This is a genomic window from Nocardioides sp., assembly GCF_041913365.1.
GTDB lineage: Bacteria > Actinomycetota > Actinomycetes > Propionibacteriales > Nocardioidaceae > Nocardioides.
On sequence record NZ_JAYSFM010000002.1, the window covers coordinates 162808 to 180242 of the forward strand.

At 71.7% G+C, this 17435-nt stretch carries 16 protein-coding genes; 6 read left to right on the top strand and 10 right to left on the bottom strand.

Annotated elements, in window-relative coordinates; all coding sequences use genetic code 11:
• Positions 1-131: 131 nt before the first annotated feature.
• The 3 genes from ACE3QY_RS05820 to metH all read right to left on the bottom strand — a co-directional run bounded on the left by ACE3QY_RS05820 (position 132) and on the right by metH (position 6705).
• Positions 132-863: an HAD family hydrolase gene (locus ACE3QY_RS05820; RefSeq protein WP_374455063.1), complete on the bottom strand. Its 732-nt coding sequence runs from the start codon at positions 861-863 to the stop codon at positions 132-134.
• 39 nt (positions 864-902) lie between these two features.
• Complete coding sequence (locus tag ACE3QY_RS05825; RefSeq protein WP_374455064.1) at positions 903-2834, bottom strand: PAS domain S-box protein; 1932 nt, start codon at positions 2832-2834, stop codon at positions 903-905.
• Between the two features lie 94 nt (positions 2835-2928).
• Positions 2929-6705 carry a methionine synthase gene (gene metH / locus ACE3QY_RS05830; RefSeq protein ID WP_374455065.1) on the bottom strand — a complete coding sequence of 1259 codons (3777 nt, stop codon included), beginning with the start codon at positions 6703-6705 and terminating at the stop codon, positions 2929-2931.
• A gap of 126 nt (positions 6706-6831) precedes the next feature.
• On the opposite strand from metH, the gene ACE3QY_RS05835 reads away from it, so the two are divergent.
• Positions 6832-7677 carry a PAC2 family protein gene (locus tag ACE3QY_RS05835; RefSeq protein ID WP_374455066.1) on the top strand — a complete coding sequence of 282 codons (846 nt, stop codon included), beginning with the start codon at positions 6832-6834 and terminating at the stop codon, positions 7675-7677.
• Positions 7678-8116: 439 nt separating this feature from the next.
• Here the strand turns inward: ACE3QY_RS05835 and mshC are convergent, their stop codons facing one another.
• The 4 genes from mshC to ACE3QY_RS05855 are packed head-to-tail and all read right to left on the bottom strand — an operon-like array spanning position 8117 to position 11499.
• On the bottom strand, positions 8117-9355 hold the full coding sequence (gene mshC / locus ACE3QY_RS05840; protein ID WP_374455067.1) for a cysteine--1-D-myo-inosityl 2-amino-2-deoxy-alpha-D-glucopyranoside ligase: 1239 nt from the start codon (positions 9353-9355) through the stop codon (positions 8117-8119).
• Positions 9356-9415: 60 nt separating this feature from the next.
• Positions 9416-10195, bottom strand: a complete 780-nt coding sequence (locus tag ACE3QY_RS05845) for an SCO1664 family protein (protein ID WP_374455068.1) — start codon at positions 10193-10195, stop codon at positions 9416-9418.
• The gene (locus ACE3QY_RS05850) at positions 10185-10769 is read right to left on the bottom strand and encodes a DUF3090 domain-containing protein (protein WP_374455069.1); all 585 of its coding nucleotides are present in this window, start codon (positions 10767-10769) and stop codon (positions 10185-10187) included. The genes ACE3QY_RS05845 and ACE3QY_RS05850 overlap by 11 nt, the downstream gene beginning before the upstream one ends.
• Before the next feature lie 10 nt (positions 10770-10779).
• Entirely contained in the window at positions 10780-11499 is a 720-nt protein-coding gene (locus ACE3QY_RS05855; protein ID WP_374455070.1) for a histidine phosphatase family protein, read from the bottom strand.
• Between the two features lie 33 nt (positions 11500-11532).
• Between ACE3QY_RS05855 and corA the strand changes: the two genes are divergently transcribed.
• Both corA and ACE3QY_RS05865 read left to right on the top strand, forming a co-directional pair.
• Positions 11533-12513: a magnesium/cobalt transporter CorA gene (corA, locus tag ACE3QY_RS05860; protein ID WP_374455071.1), complete on the top strand. Its 981-nt coding sequence runs from the start codon at positions 11533-11535 to the stop codon at positions 12511-12513.
• Positions 12504-13772 carry an MFS transporter gene (locus tag ACE3QY_RS05865; protein ID WP_374455072.1) on the top strand — a complete coding sequence of 423 codons (1269 nt, stop codon included), beginning with the start codon at positions 12504-12506 and terminating at the stop codon, positions 13770-13772. Before corA ends, ACE3QY_RS05865 begins: the two co-directional genes overlap by 10 nt.
• Here the strand turns inward: ACE3QY_RS05865 and ACE3QY_RS05870 are convergent.
• Positions 13738-14559: an undecaprenyl-diphosphate phosphatase gene (locus ACE3QY_RS05870; RefSeq protein ID WP_374455548.1), complete on the bottom strand. Its 822-nt coding sequence runs from the start codon at positions 14557-14559 to the stop codon at positions 13738-13740. The two genes, ACE3QY_RS05865 and ACE3QY_RS05870, sit on opposite strands and share 35 nt — an antisense overlap.
• Positions 14560-14626: 67 nt before the next feature.
• Here ACE3QY_RS05870 and ACE3QY_RS05875 point away from each other — a divergent pair, with 67 nt between their 5' ends.
• The 3 genes from ACE3QY_RS05875 (at position 14627) to ACE3QY_RS05885 (ending at position 16297) form a co-directional block, all read left to right on the top strand.
• Complete coding sequence (locus tag ACE3QY_RS05875; protein WP_374455073.1) at positions 14627-15574, top strand: aldo/keto reductase; 948 nt, start codon at positions 14627-14629, stop codon at positions 15572-15574.
• A gap of 20 nt (positions 15575-15594) precedes the next feature.
• The gene (locus tag ACE3QY_RS05880; RefSeq protein ID WP_374455074.1) at positions 15595-15822 is read left to right on the top strand and encodes a DUF5703 family protein; all 228 of its coding nucleotides are present in this window, start codon (positions 15595-15597) and stop codon (positions 15820-15822) included.
• A 100-nt stretch (positions 15823-15922) separates the two neighbouring features.
• Positions 15923-16297, top strand: a complete 375-nt coding sequence (locus ACE3QY_RS05885) for a hypothetical protein (RefSeq protein ID WP_374455075.1) — start codon at positions 15923-15925, stop codon at positions 16295-16297.
• 4 nt (positions 16298-16301) lie between these two features.
• On the opposite strand, the gene ACE3QY_RS05890 is transcribed toward ACE3QY_RS05885, so the two are convergent.
• Together ACE3QY_RS05890 and rpe are read right to left on the bottom strand one after the other, a co-directional pair.
• The gene (locus ACE3QY_RS05890; protein WP_374455076.1) at positions 16302-16766 is read right to left on the bottom strand and encodes a DUF427 domain-containing protein; all 465 of its coding nucleotides are present in this window, start codon (positions 16764-16766) and stop codon (positions 16302-16304) included.
• Positions 16766-17428, bottom strand: coding sequence for a ribulose-phosphate 3-epimerase (gene rpe, locus ACE3QY_RS05895; RefSeq protein ID WP_374455077.1), 663 nt, complete (start codon positions 17426-17428; stop codon positions 16766-16768). The genes ACE3QY_RS05890 and rpe overlap by 1 nt, the downstream gene beginning before the upstream one ends.
• Positions 17429-17435 lie beyond the last annotated feature (7 nt).

The following is a 17435-nucleotide window of genomic DNA, read 5'->3' on the forward strand; positions in this document are numbered from 1 at the left end:
CTTCCGTCCGGAATGCGTTCGTCCGAGCACCCTAGACCGGACGATGTGGGCTGGGCCACAACGCCGTGGTCACGGTCGTGTCACACCTTCGACACGACCGCTGCGGCGCGACGGAACGCCCCCGAGGCGGGTCAGGAGGCCCGCGCGGCCCTCGTCAGCTCGGCGAGGCGTGCCGCGTCGACGCCGGCCAGCGAGTCGACGAACACCCGGCGCTCACCCTCGAGGATCGGCACGTGGTGGGGAACGCAGAGCACCGTGCAGCCCGCCGCCACCCCGGACTTCGCGCCGGTGTTGGAGTCCTCGATGGCGACGCAGTCCTCGGCCCGCAGGCCCAGCTCGGCGGCGGCGGTGAGGTAGGGCTCGGGGTGCGGCTTGCCGAACTCGACCCGGTCGCCGGTCACCACCGTCACGAACGTCTGGTCGGGCAGCTGGGCGAGGATGGGCGCGACGAAGCGCTGCCACGACATCGTGACGAGCGCGCACGGGATGCCGTGGGCCTCCAGGTCCGTCAGCAGCTCGCGGGCACCGGGACGCCAGGGCACCTCCTCCTCGACGCGCGCCACCACGCCGTCGAGCAGCTCCTCGACGATCTGCTGCGGCGTCAGGTCGATGTCCATGTGCACCCGGATGTAGTCGCCGGAGTCGAGCAGCGCCTTGCCGACGAGGTTGAGGGCGTGCTCCTCCGACCACGTGCCGCCGTACTTCTCCGCCATCGCGAACTCGGTGGCGATCCAGTACGGCTCGGTGTCGACGAGGGTCCCGTCCATGTCCCAGAGGACGGCGGCGGGGAAGGCGGCCGGGTCGGGTGAGGTGGCGCCCGGCTCGCTCGGTGCAGCGGTGTTCAGGGTGCCCCTCCCGGTCACTGAGGTCACTGTCGCGTGACCGATCGTCCGGCTGACAGCCTAGACGGGCGGGTCCGGCGTCCCTGCCCCGACCGGGAACCGGAGGGTGAACGTCGTCGGGCCACCGGGTGCCACGGGCTCGTGCACGACCTCTCCGCGGTGCCCGCTCATGATCTCGCGCACCAGGTAGAGGCCGAGCCCCGTGCCCGCCGCGGGACCGGCCGTGGCGAACCGGTCGAACAGGCGGGTGGACAGCTCGATCGGCGGCCCGTGGCCCCGGTCGGTGACGCTGATCTCGACCAGGTCGTCCTGCACCTGCGCGGTGATCGAGAAGGGCGGCTCCCCGTGGCGTACGGCATTGTCGAGCAGGTTGTCGAGCGCCTGCGCGAGGCGGACCTCGTCACCGCGGACGACGGCCTCGTCGGGGACCTCGACGGCGACGTGGACCGTCGGGCTGGCCGCGGCCCGGCGGACGGCGGTGCCCCACACCAGCTCCGCGAGCGACACGTCCTCCATCTGGAAGTGCAGCCCCGGTCCGGACAGCTGCGAGGCCGCGGTGAGGTCGGCGGCCAGCCGGCGGAGGCGGTCGGCGCTGCTCTGGATGCCGCGGAAGAACTGGTCGCGCTCGTGGGGGGTCATCTGCTCCTGCGACGTCTGGAGCACGTGTGCGCTGCCGTGAATCACCGCCGTCGGGTTCCTGAGCTCGTGCGCCGTGACGGCCAGCAGGCGGGTCTGCTCGGCCAGCGTCTGCGAGCGGTCCTCGGCGTTCTGCCTTTGCTCGGTCTGGTCGCGGGTCACCTTGGCGAACCCGATGTGCCGGCCCCGCTCGTCGTGCACGGCGCTGATCACCACGCTCGCCCAGAAGCGGCTGCCGTCGTTGCGCACCCGCCAGCCCTCCTCGGCGACGGAGCCGTCCCGGAGCGCGGTCCGGAGGTTGTGCTCGGGGTGGCCGGTCAGCCGCTGCCCCTCGGGGTAGAAGACCCGGAAGTGGCGGCCGATGATCTCCTGGGCCTCGTAGCCCTTGATCCGCCGGGCCCCGGCGTTCCAGCTCATCACCCGCCCGTCGGTGTCCAGCATGAAGATCGCGTAGTCCTCGACCGCGTCGACGAGCAGGCGGAACTTCTCCTCGCTGCGGTGCAGCTCGTCCTCGGCCGTGCGCTGCGCCGTGATGTCCTGCACCTGGGCGAAGACGTACAACAGCTCCGCGGACGAGTCCCGGACCGGCACCAGGGTCACGAGGGCGGTGCGCAGGGGCGTCACGCCCGGCGGCGCGGGGATGGGGTGCTCGAAGGTGGCGACGCTCTCGTGCGTGGTCCGCAGCACCTCGAGCTGGGCGTCCAGGAGGTCGCCGAGCCCACCGGTGAGCCGCCCGTAGTCGACGCCGACCAGGTCGCTCGGCTCGCACGACATCAGCTCGGCGAGGGCGGCGTTGGCCCGCACGATCGTGGCGTGGACCGTGAGGGTGGCCATCCCGAGCGAGGCCCGGTCGAACAGCGCCCGGAAGCCCTCGACGTGCTCGTCGAGGATCGCCTGCTCCACGTCGGCCCCACGGGGCACGGACCGGAGCCCGCCCTGCGGTGCGTCGCCTGGCCCGGGCTCGGTGGGGCTCTCGGTCGGCGGGCGCAGGCACGTGACGAGCCGGTCGGGCAGCTGCTCCAGCGGGATCGACTTCTCGATGAGGTCGAGCGCCCCGAGCTCGCGGACCTGCGCCTCGAGCTCGGCGCCGCCGAAGCCGCTGAACATCACGACGGACGTCCCGGGCCGTACGGCGAGGATGGCCGGCAGGGTCTCGAGGCCGTCCATGGCCGGCATGGAGATGTCGAGGAGCACGAGGTCGGGCTCGTGGCGCACCACCATCTCGATCGCCTGCTCGCCGTCCTCGGCCTCGCCCAGGACCGAGAACGCCCCGGAGGACTCCAGTCGCATGCGCACCAGCGTCCGCACGTCGACCGAGTCCTCGACCAGCACCACCGACACCGGCACGGCGTCCACCTCGACCTCTTCCTCCGCCCTCCCCGGTCATCCTGCCCGATGTGAGCAGGTTCCCCGTGGAGGCGTTCCCATGCGTGGCCGAGGAAGCAGAGGGTCAGTCCTCCGGGTCGTAGCCCAGGTTGGGCGAGAGCCACCGCTCGGCCTCGGCGAGGGTCCAGCCCTTGCGCTCGGCGTAGTCGGCGACCTGGTCGCGGTTGACGCGCCCCACCACGAAGTACTGCGACTGCGGGTGGGAGTAGTAGAACCCGCTCACGGAGGCGCCCGGCCACATCGCCATCGACTCGGTGAGCCGGATGCCGGTGTGCTCCTCGACGTCGAGCAGCTCCCACAGGGTCTGCTTCTCGGTGTGCTCGGGGCACGCGGGGTAGCCCGGGGCCGGGCGGATGCCGTCGTACTGCTCCTTGATCAGGCCCACGTTGTCGAGGTGCTCGTCGGGGGCGTAGCCCCACAGCTCCTTGCGCACCCGCTCGTGCAGGCGCTCGGCGAACGCCTCGGCGAGCCGGTCGCCCAGCGACTCGAGGAGGATCGCGTTGTAGTCGTCGAGCTCCTCGCGGAAGGCCCGCACCCGCTCCGCAAGGCCGTCACCGGCCGTCACTGCGAAGGCGCCGACGTGGTCACGCAGGCCGGTCTCCCGCGGCGCGACGAAGTCGGCCAGGGACCGGTTGGGTACGCCGTCGCGGTGCTCGCCCTGCTGCCGCAGGTGGTGCAGGGTGGCGTGGACCGCGCTGCGGTCGCCGTCGAGGTAGAGCTCGACCGAGTCGCCGACGCTGTTGGCCGGGAAGAAGCCGACCACGCCGTGGGCGCGGATCCACTTCTCCTCGACGATCTGGTCGAGCATCGCCTGCGCGTCGTCGTACAGCTTGCGGGCGGCCGGGCCGGACGTCGGGTTGTTGAGGATGTCGGGGAACGCGCCCTTCATCTCCCAGGCATTGAAGAACGGCTGCCAGTCGATGTACTTGCGCAGGCTCTCCAGGTCGTGGTCGCGCAGCACCCGGACGTGCTGGGTCACCTGGGTGCCGATGAGCGGGGACACGGCGTGGTCCTGCTGGAGCAGCATGTGCGGCTTGGGTGGGTGGTAGTCGCTCCAGTCGATCGGCGTCGCGTTGGCGCGGGCCTGCTCGAGGGAGACCATCGGCCGGTCGTGCTTGGCCGCGTGTCGGGCCCGCAGCGAGTCGAAGTCGGCCTGGACGTCCTTGAGCAGCTGCTCGCGCTGGGTGGGATTGAGCAGGGCCGCAGCGGTCGGCACCGAGCGCGACGCGTCCTTGACCCACACCACGGGACCGTCGTACTTCTGGTCGATCTTGACCGCCGTGTGCGCGCGGGAGGTGGTGGCGCCGCCGATCAGGAGCGGGATGTCGAGCCCGAGGCGCTGCATCTCGGAGGCGAAGTTGACCATCTCGTCGAGCGACGGCGTGATCAGGCCGGACAGGCCGATGATGTCGGCGCCGTGCTCCTGCGCCGCGTCGAGGATCTTCTGGGCCGGGACCATCACGCCGAGGTCGATCACCTCGTAGTTGTTGCACTGCAGCACGACCCCGACGATGTTCTTGCCGATGTCATGGACGTCGCCCTTGACCGTCGCCATGACGATCGTGCCGTTGGTGTCCTTCTGCAGGGCGAGCTCGGGGTCCTTCGCCTTCTCCTCCTCGATGAAGGGGATGAGGTAGGCCACCGCCTTCTTCATCACGCGGGCGCTCTTGACCACCTGCGGCAGGAACATCTTGCCGTCGCCGAACAGGTCGCCGACGACGTTCATGCCGTCCATCAGGGGACCCTCGATGACCTCGATCGGGCGGCCGCCGGCCTCCGCGATCTCGGCCCGGAGCGCCTCGGTGTCGGCCTCGACGTGCGCATCGATGCCCTTGACCAGGGCGTGGGTGATGCGCTCGCGGAGCGGGAGCGCACGCCACTCGTCCTCGGACTCCTCGACCGCACCCGCCGCCACGTTGAAGCGCTCGGCGATCTCCAGCAGCCGCTCGGCGGCGTCGGGACGGCGGTTGAGCACGACGTCCTCGATGCGCTCGCGCAGCTCCGGGTCGACCTCGTCGTAGACCACCAGGGCGCCCGCGTTGACGATGCCCATGTCCAGGCCCGCCCGGATCGCGTGGTAGAGGAAGACCGCGTGGATCGCCTCGCGGACCGGGTTGTTGCCACGGAAGGAGAACGACACGTTGGAGATGCCGCCGCTGACCTTGGCGCCCGGCAGGTTCTGCTTGATCCAGCGGGTGGCCTCGATGAAGTCCTCGCCGTAGGTGGCGTGCTCCTCGATGCCGGTCGCGACCGCGAAGACGTTGGGGTCGAAGATGATGTCCTCGGGCGGGAAGCCGACCTCGTCGACGAGGATCCGGTAGGCGCGCTCGCAGATCACCTTGCGGCGCTCGAGGTTGTCGGCCTGGCCGTCCTCGTCGAAGGCCATCACGACCACTGCGGCGCCGTACTTGCGGCACAGGCGGGCGTGGTCGCGGAAGGCGTCCTCCCCCTCCTTCATGGAGATCGAGTTGACGATCGCCTTGCCCTGCACGCACTTGAGGCCGGCCTCGATGACCTCCCACTTGGAGGAGTCGACCATCACCGGCACGCGGCTGATGTCGGGCTCGGCGGCGATGAGCTTGAGGAAGCGGTCCATCGCGGCGACGCCGTCGATCATGCCCTCGTCCATGTTGACGTCGATGACCTGCGCGCCGGCCTCGACCTGCTGCGCGGCGACGCTGAGGGCGGTGTCGTAGTCGCCATCCTTGATGAGCTTGCGGAAGCGGGCCGAGCCGGTGATGTTGGTGCGCTCACCGACGTTGACGAAGAGGCTCTCCTGGGTGATCGTCAGCGGCTCGAGGCCGGAGAGCCGCATGACCGGCTCGAGCTCCACCGGCGTACGCCGCTCCTTGCCCTCCACGGCCTTCGCGATGGCCCCGATGTGGTCGGGCGTCGTGCCGCAGCAGCCGCCGACGAAGTTGAGGAAGCCCGCGTCGGCGAACTCGGCGAGTACGGCCGCCGTCTGCTCGGGCGTCTCGTCGTACTCGCCGAACGCGTTGGGCAGGCCGGCGTTGGGGTAGACCGAGACGAACGAGTCGGCGAGCCGCGAGAGCTCGGCGACGTAGGGGCGCATCTCGCGGGCACCGAGGGCGCAGTTGAGGCCCACCGCCAGCGGACGCGCGTGGCGTACGGAGTCCCAGAAGGCCTCGGTCACCTGGCCCGACAGCGTGCGGCCCGACGCGTCGGTGATGGTGCCGGAGATGATGACCGGCCAGCGGCGCCCCTGCTCCTCGAAGAGCGTCTCGACGGCGAAGATCGCGGCCTTGGCGTTGAGGGTGTCGAAGATCGTCTCGATCATCAGCAGGTCGGCGCCACCGTCGACCAGGCCGCGGGCAGCCGTCAGGTAGGCCTCGGCGAGCTGGTCGAACGACACGTTGCGGGCGCCGGGGTCGTTGACGTCGGGCGAGATCGAGGCGGTGCGGGTCGTCGGACCGAGCGCTCCCGCGACCCAGCGGGGACGCTCGTCGGTCGCGACCGCGTCGGCCGCGGCGCGCGCCAGGCGGGCCGACTCGTAGTTGAGCTCGTAGGCGAGCTCCTCGAGGCCGTAGTCGGCGAGCGAGACCGCGTTGGCGTTGAACGTGTTGGTCTCGATGACGTCGGCGCCGGCCCGGAGGTACTCCTCGTGGATGGTCCGGATGATCTGCGGCTGGGTGATCGTCAGCAGGTCGTTGTTGCCGACCAGGTCGCTCGGGTGGTCGACGAAGCGCTCGCCGCGGTAGCCGGCCTCGTCGGGGCGGTCGCGCTGGATCGCCGTGCCCATCGCGCCGTCCAGCACCATGATCCGCTCGCGGAGGATCGACGTCAGGGCGTCGGTGGCGTCAGGGCGGTGCTGCGGCTTCACGATGCGGCCTCTCTCGGTGGCAGACAGCCAGACTAGGAAGGTCGTCCGACTGGCGGACGCGGTTTCCACATCGTGGCACCGCGCGACACGGCGCACGAAATCACGAGGGCTGGCTAGTCTGGAGCAGTGATCGAGTTCGACGACGTGCAGGGCCTTGTCTCCCCGGTGGTGATCGCGGCCTTCGAGGGCTGGAACGACGCCGCCGACGCGGCCTCCGGTCTGGTCGACCACCTCCTGGAGCAGTGGAAGGCCGACGTCATCGGTGCGGTGGACCCCGAGGAGTTCTATGACTTCCAGGTCAACCGTCCCGTGATCGGCACCGACGCGAGCGGTCATCGCCGGCTCACCTGGCCCACCACCCGCATCGCGGTCGCGCGCCCGGCCGAGCTCGACCGGGACGTGATCCTGGTCCGCGGCATCGAGCCGAACATGAAGTGGCGCCAGTTCTGCGCCGAGCTGCTCGCCGCCTGCGACGACCTGGGGGCCGAGCTCGTGGTCACCCTCGGTGCGCTGCTCGCCGACACGCCCCACACCCGTCCCATCCCCGTGACCGGGACGGCCAGCGAGCCCGAGCTCGTGGACCGCCTCGACCTCGAGCAGTCCAGCTACGAGGGCCCGACCGGCATCGTCGGGGTCTTCAACGACGCCTGCAACCAGCTCGACATCCCCTCCGTGTCGTACTGGGCCGCAGTCCCCCACTACGTCGCCCAGCCGCCGTGCCCGAAGGCCACCCTCGCGCTCCTCGGCCAGCTCGAGGAGCTGCTCCAGGCGCCGATGCCGCTGGGCGACCTGCCCGACGACGCCAAGGCCTGGGAGCGCGGCGTCGACGAGCTCGCCGCCGAGGACGAGGACGTCGCCGACTACGTCCGCGCCCTCGAGGAGACCCGCGACACCACCGACCTCCCCGAGGCCTCCGGCGAGGCCATCGCGCGGGAGTTCGAGCGCTACCTCAAGCGCCGCGACACCGACTGACCTGCCTCGAGCGGTGGTCCACCTACATTCCTGGCCGCTCGAATGTAGGTGGGCCACCGCCCGCCCGCGGGGCGTACGCCGACCCGCACCTCGGCGGTGCTCCACCTGCATTCCTGGCCGCTCGAATGTAGGTGGACCACCGCCCGCCCGGCGCCAGCGGTGGCCCAGGGGCATTCGAGGGCGCCGGAATCCCCCTGAGCCACCGCCCGGTGGCGTGGCGAACGCCGACACGCCCGCGAGCGGTGGCTGAGGGGCATTCGAGGGCGTCGGAATCCCCCTGGACCACCGCCCGACGGCGCACACGCTGAGCGGTGCTCCACCTACATTCCTGGCCGCTCGAATGTAGGTGGACCACCGCCCGCCGGCGCCAGCGGTGGCCGAGGGGCATCCGAGGGCGCCGGAATCCCCCTGGACCACCGCCCGAGTGGGAGGGCGTACGTCAGAGGGAGAGGCCGAGGGCGGAGTCGAGGAGCCGGTGGACGGTCGTCGCCGCCTCGTGGTCGGTCGTGTCGGCCAGGCCGGTGGTGCCGAGGGTGGCCTCGACCCACTCCTGCACCGCCGCCACGGCGGTCGGGGCGTCGAGGTCGTCGGCGAGGGCGGCCAGGACCCGCTCGACGACCGGTGCCGCGTCGGCGCCGTAGCCGAGGGCGAGCGCGCGCCGCCAGTCGGCGAGGGTGTCGACGGCGTCCCAGAGCTGGGCGTCGGTCCACTCCCAGTCGCTGCGGTAGTGGTGGCGCAGCAGCACCAGCCGGATCGCCATCGGGTCGACCTCGCTCATCCGGAGCGCGGAGACGAAGACCAGGTTGCCCTTGGACTTCGACATCTTCTCGCCGTCGAAGGCCACCATCCCGGCGTGGGCGTAGGCCCGCGCGAACTTCTCGCCGGGGTGCGCCACCTGGCCGTGGCCGGCGGACATCTCGTGGTGCGGGAAGACCAGGTCGCTGCCTCCGCCCTGCACGTCGAAGGCGGTGCCGAGGTGGTCGAGCGCGATCGCGGTGCACTCGATGTGCCAACCGGGGCGACCGGGACCCCAGGGGCTGTCCCACGCCGGCTCGCCGGGCCGCTCGGCCCGCCACAGGAGGCAGTCGAGCGGGTCCTTCTTGCCCTCGCGGTCGGGGTCGCCGCCACGCTCGGGGAAGATCTCGAGCATCATCGCGCGGTCGAAGCCGGAGACCGACCCGAAGGCGGCGTCGGAGGTGACGGAGAAGTAGAGGTCGTCCTCGACGCGGTAGACGGCGCCGGCCTCCTCGAGCCGCTGGATGAGCTCGATGACCTGCGGGATCGACTCCACGGCGCCGATGTAGTGCTCAGGCGGGAGGACGCGCAGCGCCTCCATGTCGTCGCGGAACAGCTGCGTCTCGCGCTCGGCGAGCTCGACCCAGTCGACCTTGACCTTCTCGGCCCGCTCGAGCAGCGGGTCGTCGACGTCGGTGACGTTCTGGACGTACGTCACCTCGTGGCCGGCGTTGCGCCAGGCGCGGTTGAGCAGGTCGAACGCGACGTAGGTCGCGGCGTGGCCCATGTGCGTGGCGTCGTAGGGCGTGATGCCGCAGACGTACATCCGGGCCGGGCCCTCGGGACGGGTCTCGACGAGGCCGCTGCTCGCGGTGTCGTGCACCCGCACCGCGGGGCCCGTCACAGGGAGTCGGGGAACGTCGAGGGACGACCAGGCACGCATGTCCGGCAGCCTATCGGCCGGGTGTGCGCCTCGTGCGAGGGGAGATCGTTGGTACGCGTCTCAGAACGGCGGCCAGGGGATGACGGGGTACGCCGAGGTGGCGGGAGGCGGGAACGTGCCCTCGGACAGGAGCCGGCGGAGCCGCCGCGCGGTGACGGCCACCTCGTCCTGGGTCAGGAGGCCGGCGAGGGTGGCGCCGAGCTCTCCGTCGAGCGCGGCGGCCAGGCGGCGCAGGCCGTCGATCTCCTCGGCCGTGATCTCCTCGCCGACGAAGCCCCAGAGCACGGTGCGGAGCTTGTGCTCGACGTGGAAGGTCAGGCCGTGGTCGACGCCGTGGCGGTGCCCGTCGGCCATCGGCAGGACGTGGCCGCCCTTGCGGTCGGCGTTGTTGACCACGACGTCGAACAATGCCATCCGCCGCAGCCCGGGTGAGTCCTCGTGGACCAGCGAGACCGGCTGGTCGTGCGCGTCGAGCCCGTCGAAGACGTGGCGGAAGCCCTCGGGCACCGCGCCCTCGCCGACGATGTCGACCGGCGCCTGGTCCTCGACCTCGTCGCGCCAGAGCTGGACCATGCCCGGCCCGTGGGGGCCCTCGCGCAGGACAGTCGTCGGGACGATGTCCCACCCGAGCGCCTCGGAGACGGCGTACGCACCCACCTCGCGCGCCGCGAGGGTGCCGTCGGGGAAGTCCCAGAGCGGGCGCTCCCCCGCGATCGGCTTGTAGACGACCCGGACGCCGTCGATCTCGCCGACGAACGTCGCGTTGGAGGCGGGCAGCACCCGGCCGTGCAGCGTCAGCTCGCCCGTCGGGAAGCCGGCCGGCAGCACGTCAGGGGTCACGGCGCCGGAAGCCGTTGGCCCGCACGCAGAGGTGGCCGTCCGGGTCGATCGGCTCCCCGCAGAACGGGCAGTCCGGCCGGCCCGCGCCGATCACCGACCGGGCCCGCTCGACGAACGAGCGCGCCGCGGCCGCGGTGATCCGGACGAGGAAGATCTCCTCCGGCTCGGGCTCGAGGAGGTCCTCGAGGTCCTCCTGGAGCTGCTCGGGCGACACCACGGCCGCCTCGGTGAAGGGGAACACCTCGATCACGACGCGCTCGTCGGAGGCGTCCCACGACAGGGTCATGGTGCCGGCGCGGAACTCCTCCTCGATCGGCTGCTCGAGGGGCTGGTTGTCGGTGAGGTCGCGCGGCGCGATCGCCGGGATCAGCACGTCGTCGCCGGCGGCGCCCATCAGCTCGTCGAGGAGCTCGTCGATGCGCTCGGCGAGCGCGGACACCTGCTGCTTCTCCAGGGACACGCTGACGAGGCGGGCGCCCTCGCGTGCCTGCAGGAAGAACGTGCGCTGGCCGGGCTCGCCAACGGTGCCGGCGACGAAGCGCTCGGGCGGGTCGAAGCGGTGCACGACGGGCATGTCACTCACCCTAGGACCTCCCTGTCTGGGTCGCGGGGCCCGCTCCCCCGCCCACCTCTGCGTCCCCACGGCGCCGGTTGCGCGCCTTCCTCGGCGGGGTCAGCCACGACAGGTCACCGGCGTGGGTGTTGGTGCCGAGCACGAAGGGTCGCGTCTCGCCGTAGCGGATGATCGACACCGAGCCGGGGTCGACGTGGATGCGCTGGAACAGGTCGAGGTGGCTGCCGAGCGCGTCGGCGAGGATCGACTTGATCAGGTCGCCGTGGCTGACCGCGAGCCAGACGGCGTCGTCGCCGTGCTCGGCCGTGACCCGGGCGTCGTGACGGCGCACGGCCGCCACCGCGCGGTCCTGCATCGCCCGCATCGACTCCCCGCCGGGGAACGTCACGGCCGACGGCTGGGCCTGGACCGTCTTCCAGAGCTTCTCCCGGGCCAGCTCCTTGATCGGGCGGCCCTGCCACTCGCCGTAGTCGCACTCGGAGAGCTGCTTCTCCGTGCTCGCGCGCAGTGGCGCGGACTGGCGGGACGTGATCTCCTTCGCGGTCTCCCGGCACCGCTCCAGCGGGCTGGTGACCGCGGCGGCGAGGCGTACGCCGGCGAGCCGGTCGCCGACGGCCCCGGCCTGCTGCACCCCCGTGTCGTCGAGGTGGACGCCCGGCGTGCGGCCGGCCAGCACACCGGCGGTGTTGGCCGACGAACGACCGTGTCGGACGAGGATGACGGTTGCCATAGGACGGGAGGTTAGTGGGACTAGCCTGAGCGCGTGATCGTCGACAACGCGCTCTACCACGACGGCCGCCGGGTGCCGCTGGGCGCAGGGGACGACCAGAGCCTCGGCTACGCACGGATCCCGTGCGACCCGGGCGACTTCCAGTGGATCGGGATCCACGACCCGAGCGCCGAGGAGCTGCAGCTCATCGCCCGGACCTTCGACCTGCACCCGCTCGCGGTGGAGGACGCCGGGGATTCGCACCAGCGGCCCAAGCTCGAGCGCTACGACGACACGTTGTTCCTCGTGCTCAAGACCCTCTGGTACGTCGACGAGGAGGACGCGGTCGAGACGGGCGAGATCAACATGTTCGTCGGGCCCGACTTCGTCGTGACGGTCCGGCACGGCGAGGGCATCGACCTGGCCGCCTCCCGCCGCGACCTCGAGCACCGCGCCAAGGTCCTCGAGCACGGCCCTATGGCGGTGCTCTACGCCATCTGCGACCGGGTGGTCGACGAGTACGAGCGGGTCGGCGCGGCCCTGGAGGAGGACGTCGACGAGGTCGAGGAGTCCGTCTTCTCCCCCGCGCGCACCAACGACTCCACCCGGATCTACGTCCTCAAGCGCGAGATCGCGGAGGTGCGCCGCGCCGTGCTGCCGCTGCGTGAGCCGATGCGCAAGTTCGCGATGGGCATCGACAGTCGGATCACCGCCGACACGGCGACGTACTTCCGGGACGTGGCCGACCACCTCCAGCGGGTCGCGGAGGTCATCGACAACCTCGACCAGCTGCTGTCGACGGCCTTCGACGCGCACCTCGCCCGGATCTCGGTCCAGCAGAACGAGGACATGCGCAAGATCTCCGCCGGCGCCGCGCTGGTCGTCGTGCCCACGCTGGTGGCGGGGGTGTACGGCATGAACTTCGACCACATGCCCGAGCTGCACTGGACCTACGGCTACCCGTTCGCGCTCCTGCTGATGGCCGGGATCGTGGGCGGGTTGTTCGCCTGGTTCAAGAAGTCCGGGTGGCTGTGAGCGGTGCCGCCCCGACCAGGGCGGCCCCCTCCGCCTGGCGCGTGGTGTGGTGGTTCGGCTTCGTCAGCCTGGCGGCCGACATGGTCTACGAGGGGGCCCGGTCGGTCTACGGCCCGTTGCTGGCCGCGCTCGGCGCCTCCGCGGTCGTGGTCGGGCTGGTCACAGGTGCGGGCGAGGCGGTGGCCCTCGTGCTGCGCCTCGCCTTCGGCCCGATCGCGGACCGCACCGGCCGCTACTGGTCACTGACGATCGTCGGCTACGGCCTGACCGCGGCCTGCGTACCGCTCCTCGCGCTCGCGCCACGGCTGGGCGCAGCCGGCATCGCCTTCGCGGCGACGATGATCCTGCTCGAGCGGCTCGGCAAGGCGGTGCGGTCGCCGTCGAAGTCGGCGCTCCTGGCACACGTGGCCGCAGCGGTGGGCCGCGGTCGCGGGTTCGGCGTGCACAAGGCGCTGGACCAGGTCGGTGCCTTCGCCGGCCCGCTCCTCGTCGCCGGTGTGGTCGGCGTCGCGTCCCTCTGGTGGGGCATGGCCGTCCTGGCCGTGCCTGGCGCGATCGCCATGGTCCTGCTGCTCACGCTGCGCAGGCGGGTCCCCGACCCCGGCGTGTACGACGAGCAGCCGATCGTCGCCGACGACGCCCCCGCCGAGCGCCGCGGCTGGTGGGCCGAGGCCGTCGGCGCAGGCCTCTCCGGCGACTTCTTCCGCTACGCCGTCGCCGCGTCGCTCACGACCGGTGCCCTGGTGACCTTCGGGATCATCGGCTACCACCTCACTGTCGAGGGGCTGGTCCCCGTCGCGGCCGTCCCGGTCGTGTACGCCGCCGCGATGGCGGTCGAGGCGCTGGCCGCACTGCTCGTGGGCTCGGTCTACGACCGCACCGGCACCCGGGTCCTGCTGCTGGTCCCCGTCCTGGTCGCCCTCGTGCCGGCGCTGGCGCTCGGGTCGGCGCTGGTCGCGGTCCTGGCCGGGGTGGTGGCGTGGGGCTTCGCCCAGGGTGTGCAGGACTCCACGGTCAAGGCCGTGGTCGCCGACCTGGTCGAGGCGCCGCGGCGCGCGACGGCGTACGGCGTCTTCGCGGGCATCCAGGGGATGTTCGCGATCGTCGGCGGGGTCGGCGCCGGCTGGCTCTACGAGCGCTCGCTGCTCGCCCTCGTCGTCGTGGTCGCACTCACGCAGGTGCTCGCGCTGGCGCTGCTGGTCGACACGTTTCGAAAGGGCGCCGTCAGGCGGTCAGCACGCCTGCGCCGAGCAGGATGAGCGTGCCGGCGCCGAGCAGGATCCGGTAGACGACGAAGGGCGTGTACGACCGCGTGCTGACGTAGCGCAGCAGCCAGGCGATGGCGGCGTACCCGACGACGAACGACACCACGGTGGCGGTGATCGTCGGGCCCCAGCCGAAGTCGTTGTGGCCGTGCGGGATCTCCTTGAGCTCGAACAGGCCGGCGCCGACCACCGCGGGGATGGCGAGCAGGAAGGCGAAGCGGGTGGCCGCCTCGCGCTCGAAGCCGAGGAAGCGGCCCATCGAGATCGTCGCGCCCGAGCGGGAGACGCCGGGGATCAGGGCCAGTGCCTGCGCGGCTCCCATCAGGGCGGCGTCCTTGAGGGTGATCTTCCCGAGCGCCCGGTCGGTCCGGCCCACGCGGTCCGCGACGCCCAGGACGACGCCCAGCACGATGAGCGTGCAGCCGATGATCCAGAGGTTGCGGAAGTCGCGCTCGATGACGTCCTTGAGCAGCACGCCGAGCACCACGATGGGCAGCGAGCCGACGATGATGAACCAGCCCATCCGGGAGTCGAGCGTCCCGCGGAACTCCGGCTGGAAGAGCGAGCGCACCCACGCGCTCCCGATGCGCCAGATGTCCTTGCGGAAGTAGATCAGCACCGCGAGCTCGGTGCCGATCTGGATGACCGCGGTGAAGGCCGCGCCGGGGTCGCCCCAGCCGAAGAGCTCGGGGAAGATCCGCAGGTGCGCGCTGCTCGAGATCGGCAGGAACTCGGTCAGCCCCTGGATGATGCCGAGGACCACGGCCTTGAGGAGATCGATCACAGGGCAGGAGCCTACGGGCGCGTCCGTGCTCGTCCGTGCAGGACCCGTGGCTACTCTCACCTCCATGCAGCAGCGTTCGCTCGGCGCCACCGGTCTGAAGGTCTCCCGCCTCGGCCTCGGCACCATGACGTGGGGCCGTGACACCGACGAGCACGAGGCCCGCGACCAGCTCATCTCCTTCGCCGAGGCGGGCGGGACGCTCCTCGACACCGCCGCCGGCTACGGCGACGGTGCGAGCGAGGAGCTGATCGGCTCACTCATCGGCGACGTGGTCGCGCGCGACGAGGTCGTGCTGGCCACCAAGGCCGGGATCTCGCGACGCACCGGCGAGCGCGTCACCGACACCTCCCGCGGCACCCTGCTCTCCACCCTCGACGCCTCGCTCAAGCGCCTCGGCGTCGACCACGTCGACCTGTGGCAGGTGCACGTGTGGACCGACGAGACGCCCGTCGAGGAGACCCTCTCCGCGCTCGACCTCGCCGTGTCGTCCGGTCGGGCCTCCTACGTCGGCATCTCCAACTACACCGGGTGGCAGACCGCGCAGGCCGCGACCTGGCAGCGGGCGGTCCCCGGGCGCACTCCCCTGGCTTCCACCCAGGTCGAGTACTCCCTGCTCAACCGCCAGGTCGAGCACGAGGTCGTGCCGGCCGCCCGGGCGCTCGGCCTCGGCATCCTGCCGTGGTCACCACTCGGCCGGGGCGTGCTCACCGGCAAGTACCGCACCGGTACGCCGTCCGACTCGCGCGCCGCGACCGAGCACTTCGCCCGGTTCGTCGGCGCCTACCTCGACGAGCGTGGTCGCGGGATCGTGGAGGCGGTGGCCCGCGCCGCCGACGGCCTCGGCTGGTCGCCGCTGGAGGTGGCACTGGTCTGGGTCCGCGACCGGCCCGGGGTCACCTCACCGATCGTGGGCGCTCGCACCGCCGCACAGCTCAAGGGCGCGTTGGGCGTGGAGGAGCTGGCACTTCCTGCGGAGATCGTCGACGCGCTCGACGACGTGTCGGCAGACTGAGGGAACGGAGGAGGTCGTCGATGGCCCGGATGCAGCGCCGCCCACCCGGGCGGGGCGTCGAGTGGGAGTTCGAGACCCTCGTGCTGCCCAAGGACTTCTCCCGCAACGTGGTGACCCGGATGCTCGTGGAGCGTGCCGAGCACGGCGGCTGGGAGCTCGACCGGCTGCGGATCGGCAACGACGGCAAGCGCCGCGTGGTGCTGCGCCGCAAGATCATCCGGCAGCGGCTGACGCTCTTCGCAGGCTGATCACGCGCGGCATGGGGTCGGGACCCCATGGCCGACGACCTCCGCAGGTGCTCGACTCGAGGGGACGGGGTCGACCGACCCCGGTGAGGGGACGACCTCGATGTCCATGCGACGCAAGCACAAGACCGAGCTCGGGATCGTGGAGCTGGCCGTCGACCCGGCCGACGTCGACCGCCGGCGCTATCCCGTGAAGATCCGGCTGACCCGCCCCCTGACGGCGTGGGAGGCCGAGGGGCTCGCGGTGGTGGTGCCCGGGCTGCGCGCCGAGGGCGACGCGATCGTCGTACCCGACGCCCGGCTGGACGACATCGCCCGTGAGCACGAGGAGTGGGCCGCGCGGCTCGAGCGGGCCCAGTCCCTGGGTGACGAGCTCGAGGGTGAGCGGATGCTGGCCGACGAACGGCGGGTGGACCGGCAGCGCCGTCACGGGTCGCACCTGAGGAGCCAGCAGACCGACGACCGCGGGCTGCACTGAGCAGCTACCAGCCCGAGGTGCCCGGAGCGCCCTTGAAGGGCCCGGTGACCCGCGAGGTGATCCAGCCGCCGTAGAAGCTGCCGGGCTGCGGCTGCACGACCTCGCCGTCGACGGTGCACTCCTCGACACGCCCCGGGTAGAGCGCGACGTGGTCCACCAGCGCCTCGAAGCCCTTCGACGGCGTCGGGTAGGTCCACGCCACCGCCGGCACCACCGCTTCGCCGACGACCAGGTCGAGGTAGGCAGCCTGGCCCTTCCACTCGCACCACGAGACGCCCTCGGCGGGCCGCAGCACGCCGTCGGCGAACGCCGACCGCGGCAGGTAGTACGTCGGCGGGTGGCTGGTCTCCAGCACCCGCAGGCTCGCGGTGGTGTCGGCGACGACGACGCCGGCGTGGGTGACCCTGACGTGCTCACGGCTCGGCTCGACCCGCGGCGGCCGCGGGTAGTCCCACACCGACTCGGCCATCAGGCGCCTGCCGCCTCGGCCTTCGCCTTCAGCTCGCGCACCATCGCGTCCGGGTCGTCCGCGGAGTAGACCGCCGAGCCCGCCACGAAGACGTCGGCGCCGGCCTCGGCGCAGCGCTCGATGGTCTCCAGCGAGACCCCGCCGTCGACCTGGAGCCACGTCTCGACGCCGTGCTTGCGCATCAGCTCGCGCGCGGTGCGGATCTTGGGCAGGCACAGGTCGAGGAACTTCTGGCCGCCGAAGCCGGGCTCGACGGTCATGATGAGCACCATGTCGAGCTCGGGCAGCAGCGCCTCGTAGGGCTCGATCGGCGTCGCGGGCTTGAGCGCCATCGAGGCCCGGGCACCCTGGGCCCGGATCTCCCGCGCCAGCCGGACCGGGGCCTTGGCGGCCTCGGCGTGGAACGTCACCGACCCGCACCCGGCCTCGGCGTACGCCGGTGCCCACCGGTCGGCGTCCTCGATCATGAGGTGCGCGTCGAGCGGCTGCGAGGCGTGCCTGCTCAGTGCCTCGATGACCGGCAGGCCGAGCGTGAGGTTGGGGACGAAGTGGTTGTCCATCACGTCGACGTGCACCCAGTCGGCGCTGGGGATCCGGGCGACCTCGTCGGCCAGGCGCGACAGGTCGGCGTTGAGGATGCTCGGCGTGATCTGGATGCCCACGGGTCGA